The following is an 8946-nucleotide window of genomic DNA, read 5'->3' as shown; positions in this document are numbered from 1 at the left end:
GTGTCGAGACGGTGTCCAGAACGCGGCTTGGTGTTCTTCGTACAGCTTTTCTCGAAGAGCGTGGCTGATGTACCCTTTGTCCCCAAAGTTGTAGGGATGAGGGATTTGAGTCATCACCGTTTCAGCGGCTTTGACGTCGTGGCAGGACGATTCCGTCACGACATAGCCCATGGCCAGCCCTTGATTGGTCACTTGAAGATGCAGCTTGAAACCGTAGTACCATTGCTTTTTGGAAGCACAATACCCCATATCCGCGATCCCTCGAAATCGCTTGACGCGCTGCATTCTTGCGGGATGGCACAACGGAAGAGGCAAGCTGTCGACGACCGCATAAGCATGGTGTTGGCCACGTTTCGCCAGCTCATGACGGATCCATTTGATGGCGAAACCAAGCGCTCGGCAGCGGCGGTTGTATCGGGAGCGTTCAAGAAACGAGCCGTTTGTGAACAAATTTCCCGTGACAAAACGATGCCAGGCTCGTTCGGAAGAAAAGCCCAGCAGCTTCCCCAAAAGGTGAACCGCCATGACCACTTCGTCTTCTTGCTTGACCAAGTGACGGTTGCGGCGATGAAGATACATTTGAATCAACGACAGTTGGGCAGAAACAAAACAGAAAATAGCGGCATATTGTTTTTGAAGTTTGGCTGGATCTGTAGTAAAATGAAAGTGCTCTTGCATGGGGGATCTCTCCTTTCGAATGTTGGGTGACACTTTCATTCTACTGGAGATCCGCCAGCAAGGGCTATTTTTATGCTTGTCTGAGTTTTATCTAGCACCACGGGTTCATAAAAATCAAAAATCTCTAACACTTTCTTATCTGCGTGTAGATAGATGTGAGAGAATCTTCGGAACATCCGTCCCGTAGCGCTTGGCTGCCTTCAGTCAACAGCCAACATGGCCCTTCCCACGCAACAGTCTTCCGAGCGGCGTTGCGGTTTCAGTCATGGGCACTCCCCATTGTACACACACTTGCTTGTGGACATGCAGCCGTTTCTTGCCATCCTAAGACAACATGGGACCACTGACACAGACCCGCTTTTGTTGGATCCACAAAAAATCGCCCCTTCCCCGCCGATTCGCTGGAAAAGAGGCGATGTCTTCTTATGACTGGCTGCTGTCTCTCGCTTTTAAGGTAACCGATACGGTCGTCTCAAACCCGTCGCGATAGATCGTCAGTTTGATGCGATCACCGACCGCTGTTTTCGTATACAAATATTTGCGCAACGCGCTGACGCTGTCGATTTTCTCCCCGTTGATCGCCGTGATGACGTCTTTCGATTTCAATCCGGCCTCGGCGGCTGGGGAGAACGGTTCGACGGACGTGACGGCCGCCCCGCTTGTGATGTTCGACGGCAATTTCAATTCATTCGTGCGGACGTCATCGGACAAATCCGCCACATCGACAAGCTGGACGCCAAGGTACGGGCGTTTGATTTTCCCATCTTTCATCAGCTGCTCGACGATCGGTTTGACGTTTTCGCTCGGGATGGCAAAGCCGAGCCCTTCGACGCCCGTTTCCGCGATTTTCATGCTGTTGATGCCGATCACCTGCCCCGCGCTGTTAATGAGCGCTCCGCCGCTGTTGCCCGGGTTGATGGCGGCGTCCGTTTGGATGACGTCGATTTCCCAATCCCCCGCTGACGTTGAGACGGGCATCGTCCGTTTGCCGCTGACGATCCCTTCGGTGACCGTCCGCGACAAATCAAGGCCGAGCGGGTTGCCGATTGCCGCCACGGGTTCGCCGATTTTCACCTTCGACGAGTCGCCGAAGCTCGCCACTTTCGTCACCCCTTCAGCGGGGATTTTCAAGACGGCAAGGTCGGTGAGTGCATCCGCGCCGACGATCTCGGCTTTCACTTTCTTGCCGTTCGCGAGCGCCACTTCGACTTTGTTCGCTCCTTCAATGACATGGTTGTTCGTCACAATGTAGGCCGCATCGCCGTCTTTTTTGAAAATCACACCCGACCCCGTCCCCGCTTCGGTATCTTGCGCTTGATCAGAGAAAAAGTCCACTTGCTTCTGAATGTTGACGACCCCGACGACCGCATCGGCGACTTTGTTAATAGCGTCAATCATATTCGTTTTGACGTTCGCCGTCGGCTGCAATGGCAGCGCCTCGCTTTTTGCGGTCGTTTCCGCTGTTTCCGTTTGGGAATTCGTTTCTTCATGCATCCATTTCGGCGCCACATACCACGTCGCCGCACTGCCGATCACCGCCCCTGCCATGGAAGCGGCAAGCCACGATACAAAGCGGCCGCGGCGTTTCGGTTCTGGCGTTGGGGTTGGTTCAAATGGCATCATGTCCATGGCTCATCTCCTCCTTCGTGATCCCTAATCGCATATACGACATTTTTGTGCGAATGGCCGCCAAGCAGTGAAATGGCGGGCGAAATACGACGATGCCACCGACATCGATCGGTCTCGCATAAAGGGAGGACCAGCGTCGCTGTTTCTTCCGGTTGTTCTGATGCATCGTTTCATCCCTTCCTGCGTACGTTATGTCGTCTCCGGCGCTGGCGTCATCCGCTTCTGCTTCCGCCTCCGTCCCGCTGCGAGCGTGCGGATCGACAGGAAAATCCCCGTCGCGGTCAAAATGATCATCGCCACCGCCGCGACATCAACCGCCCAGCGGATGTCAAGCGAACCGATTCTCCCTTCGTGCAGCTGGCGGACGAACATCATCAGCGACGATCCGCCTCCCTCGGCGCGCGGTGCCATCGGGGCCGTAGATGCCCCCGCTCCCGACGTCTGCCCCGCCCCGAACGCGTTCATTCTTTCCTGCGCGGCGCGGTGCATCTCGCCACGCTCCGCCTGGCCGATCAGCCACGGCTCGGATAGAAGGAGCCCCGTCACCGCCTCGACAAGCAAAAAGATCGAACTGATCAGCCCAATCCAAAGATGCAAATTCCTCATTTTCCTCATCGCCGTTTGCCTCCTTTTCCTCTTCGTCCATCATGATAGCCAAGGAAGGTGAAAAAATGGTGAAAATTCTTTTTTTTTGAGAGAACAGCCTTCTGCGCGGCGAATGGGCTGCGTTTTCACCGTTTTTTCACGAACGATTTGGTATGATAAAAAGGAAGAGAGACAGAACGGAGGAATGGCGATGAAAATTTTGCTGGCCGAGGACGATCTTCACCTAGGGGAGCTGATCGTTCATTTATTGAAAAAGAAAGGGATCGACCATATCGATTGGGTGCAGGAAGGGGAAGATGCGTACGACTACGCGCTCGCCGAGTTTTACGATGTCGTCGTGCTCGATTGGATGCTTCCAAACGGCGATGGGCTGGACATTTGTCGACGGTTGAGGCAAAACGGCTACACAGGCGCGATTTTGATGCTGACGGCGAAAGACGCCGTCCACGACCGCGTCACCGGGCTTGAGGCGGGAGCGGACGATTACTTGGTCAAACCGTTTGAAATCGACGAGCTCGTCGCGCGGCTCAAGGCGCTCGCACGGCGGACGTTCGTCCCGCTCCAAGAGGAAAAAGTGACGTTTCACGGCTTCACCTTAAACCGGACAAGCCATACGCTCCACCGCGGCGATGAGGAAATTTTCCTCACCCCGCGCGAGTTTCAGCTTCTCGATTTGCTCGTGCAAAACCAAGGCCAAGTCGTGCCGCGCGAAACGATATTGGACCGCGTTTGGGGGTGGGATGCCGATGTGTCGATGAAAACGATCGATGCAACGATCAAATTATTGCGCAAAAAGTTGAAAGACGATGTCATTCAAACGGTGCGCGGGGTGGGATATAAAATTGAGAAATCGATGGAATGAATGGCGCGGCTGGCTGCGCCGCTTAGGAAGCGCCGACTTGTTCCGCCGCGCCCATTGGCGGCTGACGGCGCTCTACAGCGGCATTTTCACGTTGTTTCTCGCCTTGTTTGTCATGATCGCCGCGGCCTTGTTTTACTGGATCGCCACCTCTGACCAAGAGCGGCGCATCAGCCGCCTCGCCGAGCAAGAGGCGAATACGATCGAACAAGTGCTGCTCAAGCAAAGCAATTTCGACTTGTTTGATGATGAAAATGTCATTTTGTTAAGCGAAGACCAACTCTTTTTTTACGTCATCGGCCCGGACGGGGGCCTGCTCGCCGGGGATGAAGTCCACCCGCGCCTGCGCCCGTATTTTTTAAACGCCTTGTCCCATCTCAAGGCAAATGAGCGCGCTCCCGTCTACATGAGCGTCTCTTTGCCGGAACATATGCCCGGCCTCGCGCGCGAAGCGGCCCGCGACTGGCGCGTGCTCGCCGCCGCCCGTCCGCTCGTCATCCACGGCGATTTCGTGGGCATGCTGTATATCGGCATGGACGTCACGTCGTTTTTCGGCGTGTTCCATTGGCTGCTCATTGTGCTCATCGGCTTGGCCGTTTTGTTTCTCGCCGTCGGCGTCGCGCTCAGCTTCTTTATGTCCAAGCGTGCGCTCGCACCGATTGAAGAGGCGTACGAGCGGCAGCGCCAGTTCGTCGCCGACGCCTCTCATGAGCTGCGGACGCCGCTCAGCGTCGTCTTCTCGTCCGTCGAGGCGCTTTCGCTTGAGGAAGATGTGATGAAAAACGACTTTGCCCGCCGCCTGCTCGACCGCCTGCGTGACGAATTGAAGCGAATCACGAAACTGATGAACGACTTGTTGACGCTCGCCCGCGCGGATGCGAAGCACGCCGCGCTGGAGCTTTCAAAACAAACGTTCGATTTCCGCCCGCACGCCGAGCGCACGTTCCAGCTCATGTCGGAACTGGCGGCGAAAAAACAGATTACGATGCATTTTCACGCTCCCGAGCAAGCGCTCGTCACCGCTGACCCGGACAAATTGACGCAGCTGTTGTACATTTTGCTCGACAACGCGATCAAATACACCCCCGAAGGCGGCGAGGTGACGCTGTCGATCCGCACCGAGCCAAAGCACGTGTTCCTTTCCGTCAAAGACACCGGCATCGGCATCCCGCCGGAAGACATCGGCCGCATTTTCGACCGCTTTTACCGCGTCGACAAAGCGCGCTCGCGCCAACAAGGCGGCCACGGCCTCGGGCTGTCGATCGCCAAATGGATCGTCGACGCCCACGGCGGCGCGATCCACGTCCATAGTCAAATCGGGAAAGGAACCGAATTTCTTGTTCGTCTTCCTCGCTAAATCCAGGGGGCAAAACAGTAAGGCGAAGGCTTCCTTCCCCTAACAGAACGTGCCGTTGAGTGAGAAAAACGAAACATCATACTTTGTTGCTGTTGCAAACCGAACATATTCATGTTATGATTCAAAACGTAATGACCAAATTGTCCATTTAGTCAAAAATGAAGGATGAATGCCCATGTCGGATAAAAAACAACAAATTATTGATGCCGCCACCCAATCATTTTCGCTGTTCGGCTACAAAGCAACGACAATGGATCAAGTAGCGAAGATGGCTAATGTCGGCAAAGGAACGATTTATACATTTTTCAAAAGCAAAGAAGAGCTGCTTGACCATATCGTTTCCTCTGTTATATCCGAAATTAAGCATGAAGCGGATGCGGCTATGGATGATCGTTTGCCGTTCAGCGAAAACGTCCAACGCGCCTTGCAGCGTATTTTTACATTCCGTCAAGAACATGAATTAACCATCAAACTTTTGCAAGAAATGCGGGATATTGGCACCGCAGCTGTACGAGATGTGATGAAACGCCTTGATCGCGAAATGATTGCCTATATTCGCGAAAAAATTGAAGAAGCGATGGCAAAAGGGGACATTCGCTCTTGCGATCCAGAGTTAACGGCATTTTTCATGTTTAAAATGTACATCGCATTAAGCATTGAATGGGAAAAAGATCACGAACCATTGTCTCAACAAACCATTGCCGAACTGTTTGATCTGTATTTGCTGAAAGGATTGTCTCCATGATAATCCTTCTCTTTTTGGAGCGAAATGACTAAATGGACAAATCAGTCATAATTATAAACAAAGGAGGTTCGGGCATGCACGCATTTCAATTATGGTTAAAAGAATGGAAGGCCATTCTGTCCAACCGCAAAGTGCTGATTCCTGTCATAGCTGTATTATTCATCCCTCTTCTATACAGCGGCATGTTTCTATGGGCATTTTGGGATCCATACGATCATTTGGATGAACTTCCCGTCGCTGTAGTCAACCAAGACAAAGGGGCGGTTCTCAACGGCAAAGAGATTCATCTTGGGGAAGATCTTGTCGAAAAGTTAAAAGAGAACAAGCAGTTTGACTGGCATTTTGTAACCGAACATGAAGGGGAAAAAGGGTTAAAAGAACAAAAGTATTATATGCTCATTCAAATCCCTGACGATTTTTCCCGGAATGCGACAACGTTGCAAGACGATCATCCGAAAAAACTGCAGCTCATTTACAAACCGAATGAGGGATTTAACTTTCTATCGGCACAAATCGGCGAAACTGCAGTTGAAAAAATAAAAAACGAAGTAGCGAACGCCATAACAGAAACATATGCCGAAAGCATGTTTGATACGATTCAAACTGTCGCTGACGGATTGACAAACGCGAGCGACGGAGCCGCACAACTGCATGACGGACTCAGCCAAGCACAAGACGGAACAAACCGACTGTATGATGGCATGAAAAAAGCACAAGACGGAACTGAAACGTTATATCACCATTTAGCGACACTCGCGGAAAAATCCGTGAGCTTTACTGACGGACTGCACCAAGCTGCCAGTGGCTCATTGCAAGTTCAAACCGGGTCCGAAGCGCTTTACAACGGGATGAAACAGATGACCGCTGGGCAAGAGAAACTCCTCTCCGGAGCAAAGCAGGCTCAGCAAGGAACAGCGAATCTTGCTTTAGGAACAAGACGCGTATACGAGGGGATGCAAGCACTGGACGCCCGCATGCCGCAACTTTTACAAGGATCTGAACAATTGAGCGATGGAGCAGCAAAGCTCACAGCTTCATTGGCTCAGTGGCAGGAAGGAGCCGAACAAGTTCACACAGGTGCGGCCCAAATCACAAGCGGTCTTGAGCAGTTGGGCGCGCAGCTGGACGTGCTCATCAAGACAACTCCTCAAGCGCAACAGAGAGCCGTATATGAGCAATTAAAAGAACAAATCATGAAACTATCATCGGGAAGCCAGCAAGTCGAAAACGGCCTTGCGCAGTTAAATAGCGGCGCCCAATCGTTGCACTCTGGAGCCTCTTCTTTGCACGAAGGAGCCCAACAGCTGCATGAAGGGCACATCGCTCTCGAGCGCGGAGTCGATGAACTGCTTGCCGGTCAACAACAACTTGTCAATGGCGCAGACGCACTGGCGAATGGCCAAGAACAACTCGTCAGCGGCATGAAAACAATGTATGACAAAATGCAAGAAGCTGCACAAGGAGCAAGCCAGCTTGCCCATGGCAGTGGAACACTTTCTTCAGGCCTGCAAACATTGGCTCAAGGAGCGGATCAGCTTCAAGATGGTACGCGCCAGTTGAGGGACGGTTCACAACAAGTAGCGGCTGGAACGAAGGAATTAACGAGCGGGACAAAACATTTGCAAGATGGTGTCAACCAACTGACAGACGGCTCGAAAGAATTGGCGGATAAATTGAAAGAAGGAGCCGAACAAGCAAGCGATGTCAAAGCCAATAAGGCTGTCTACGACATGTTTGCCCAACCAGTGAATCTCCACAAGGAAGAAATCAATAAAGTGCCGAACTACGGAACAGGGTTTACGCCGTACTTCTTATCACTTGGATTGTTTGTCGGAGCGCTGTTGCTTTCCATCGTCTTTCCGCTTCGCGAACCAGCGGAGATTCCGCGTTCACCATTGCATTGGTTTTTGGCTAAATTCGGCGTCTTGATCGGCATCGGGATTTTGCAAGCACTGCTGGCGGATGTCGTGTTGCTGGTTGGACTCGATTTACACGTAAAAAGCGTCCCGCTCTTTATCGTGTTTAGCATTGTCACTAGCATCACATTTTTATCTGTCATTCAATTTCTTGTTACCGTGTTCGGCGATCCAGGAAGATTTATCGCGATTGTCGTGCTGATTTTGCAATTGACAACAAGCGCGGGAACATTCCCGCTCGAACTGATTCCACGCTCGTTGCAACACTTTAACGCATGGCTTCCGATGACGTATTCGGTTTTCGGATTGAAAGCGGTCATCTCAAGCGGTGATTTCTCGTTTATGTGGGAAAACATCGGCAAGCTGCTTCTATTTGTTGTTGCCATGATGATGGGAACACTCGTTTATTTGACTATCCAACATCGCCGCCAATTTGCAACAGTCATCGAACAAGCTTCTGAAGCGTAATTGCTTCAGAAGCTTGTTTTTTTCTATCGACCCTTGCCATCGTTATCATTCTTTCATGATTTCTCTCTGATGCAAGGGACAATGATGGAGAACAGTTTTTCATGTTCTTCCTCACATTTCAACTAATGATTCTTGAACGGTGAGACAGGCGTTATGAGCCGCTTCAGCGTTTTTTCGCAAACGGAACGTCGCCCTGCTTCAGGCGATGCAACAGGTGGAGGGCGTGGAGAATGCCAAATATATCAACGCATTCACAACCGCGTTGATATACTGCATAACCAAGTCTCCGACATCGCGGATTTCGATCGGAAACAGGCGGATGATGAGGACAGACACCGCGATGATGAGGAACGAACCGATCAGAGTACCGCCGAACCGCGCCTGCGGATGCCATCGAATTCTCGCTAGGCCGACGATCAACGAACCGATGGCAAACCCCAAAAACGAGCCGTACGCATAATATCCAACATAAAACGTCGGAAACAAAAAGGAAAACCACAACACCAACAAAGCGCCGCCCACATCAACCCCATACGACCGAACCACGTCTTTCCTTCCTCCCCCACCTGTCATGCGAACATCACCGTTCATCTCGCAGCTCCCCCCTAATGGATGATATGCTCAAAATCCCTTCAAAAAACATTCGCTTTTCACCTAATTTTCTCCTTCCCCTTCTACAATACAAACC

Annotated in this window: 8 protein-coding genes and 1 pseudogene; 4 read left to right on the top strand and 5 right to left on the bottom strand. The window is 51.8% G+C overall.

The genetic code is table 11. The features are described from left to right. The 4 genes and pseudogenes from DI44_RS14285 to DI44_RS14300 all read right to left on the bottom strand — a co-directional run. Positions 1-678, bottom strand: a 678-nt coding sequence (locus tag DI44_RS14285; RefSeq protein WP_033024611.1) for an IS982-like element ISGsp1 family transposase, incomplete at its 3' end; no start/stop codon positions are given. A 423-nt stretch (positions 679-1101) separates the two neighbouring features. Then, complete coding sequence (locus DI44_RS14290) at positions 1102-2307, bottom strand: trypsin-like peptidase domain-containing protein (protein ID WP_033024610.1); 1206 nt, start codon at positions 2305-2307, stop codon at positions 1102-1104. Continuing rightward, entirely contained in the window at positions 2288-2473 is a 186-nt protein-coding gene (locus tag DI44_RS14295; protein ID WP_014194822.1) for a hypothetical protein, read from the bottom strand. The genes DI44_RS14290 and DI44_RS14295 overlap by 20 nt, the downstream gene beginning before the upstream one ends. A 23-nt stretch (positions 2474-2496) precedes the next feature. Then, positions 2497-2934, bottom strand: a pseudogene (locus DI44_RS14300) (PepSY-associated TM helix domain-containing protein); the annotation flags it as partial. A gap of 169 nt (positions 2935-3103) precedes the next feature. Here DI44_RS14300 and DI44_RS14305 point away from each other — a divergent pair. The 4 genes from DI44_RS14305 (at position 3104) to DI44_RS14320 (ending at position 8258) form a co-directional block, all read left to right on the top strand. Then, complete coding sequence (locus tag DI44_RS14305; protein ID WP_033024609.1) at positions 3104-3775, top strand: response regulator transcription factor; 672 nt, start codon at positions 3104-3106, stop codon at positions 3773-3775. Next, the gene (locus tag DI44_RS14310) at positions 3756-5129 is read left to right on the top strand and encodes an ATP-binding protein (RefSeq protein WP_033024608.1); all 1374 of its coding nucleotides are present in this window, start codon (positions 3756-3758) and stop codon (positions 5127-5129) included. Before DI44_RS14305 ends, DI44_RS14310 begins: the two co-directional genes overlap by 20 nt. 175 nt (positions 5130-5304) lie before the next feature. Next, complete coding sequence (locus DI44_RS14315) at positions 5305-5874, top strand: TetR/AcrR family transcriptional regulator (protein ID WP_033024607.1); 570 nt, start codon at positions 5305-5307, stop codon at positions 5872-5874. A 74-nt stretch (positions 5875-5948) separates the two neighbouring features. After that, a complete protein-coding gene (locus DI44_RS14320; protein WP_033024606.1) occupies positions 5949-8258 on the top strand; it encodes a YhgE/Pip domain-containing protein in 2310 nt (769 codons plus the stop codon). A gap of 198 nt (positions 8259-8456) precedes the next feature. Here DI44_RS14320 and DI44_RS14325 read toward each other — a convergent pair whose 3' ends face one another. Next, positions 8457-8849, bottom strand: coding sequence for a hypothetical protein (locus DI44_RS14325; protein ID WP_241766361.1), 393 nt, complete (start codon positions 8847-8849; stop codon positions 8457-8459). Between the last annotated feature and the right edge of the window lie 97 nt (positions 8850-8946).

It is taken from the genome of Geobacillus sp. CAMR5420 (assembly GCF_000691465.1).
Taxonomy (GTDB): domain Bacteria; phylum Bacillota; class Bacilli; order Bacillales; family Anoxybacillaceae; genus Geobacillus; species Geobacillus thermoleovorans.
This window is presented reverse-complemented; position numbering and strand designations above follow the sequence as displayed.

Excerpts from the sequence above, each read along its gene's own strand:
- DI44_RS14290 (WP_033024610.1), bottom strand. The coding sequence starts at position 2,307 with ATGGACATGATGCCATTTGAACCAACCCCAACGCCAGAACCGAAACGC.
- DI44_RS14320 (WP_033024606.1), top strand. The coding sequence starts at position 5,949 with ATGCACGCATTTCAATTATGGTTAAAAGAATGGAAGGCCATTCTGTCC.
- DI44_RS14315 (WP_033024607.1), top strand. The coding sequence starts at position 5,305 with ATGTCGGATAAAAAACAACAAATTATTGATGCCGCCACCCAATCATTT.
- DI44_RS14325 (WP_241766361.1), bottom strand. The coding sequence starts at position 8,849 with ATGAACGGTGATGTTCGCATGACAGGTGGGGGAGGAAGGAAAGACGTG.
- DI44_RS14295 (WP_014194822.1), bottom strand. The coding sequence starts at position 2,473 with ATGCATCAGAACAACCGGAAGAAACAGCGACGCTGGTCCTCCCTTTAT.
- DI44_RS14305 (WP_033024609.1), top strand. The coding sequence starts at position 3,104 with ATGAAAATTTTGCTGGCCGAGGACGATCTTCACCTAGGGGAGCTGATC.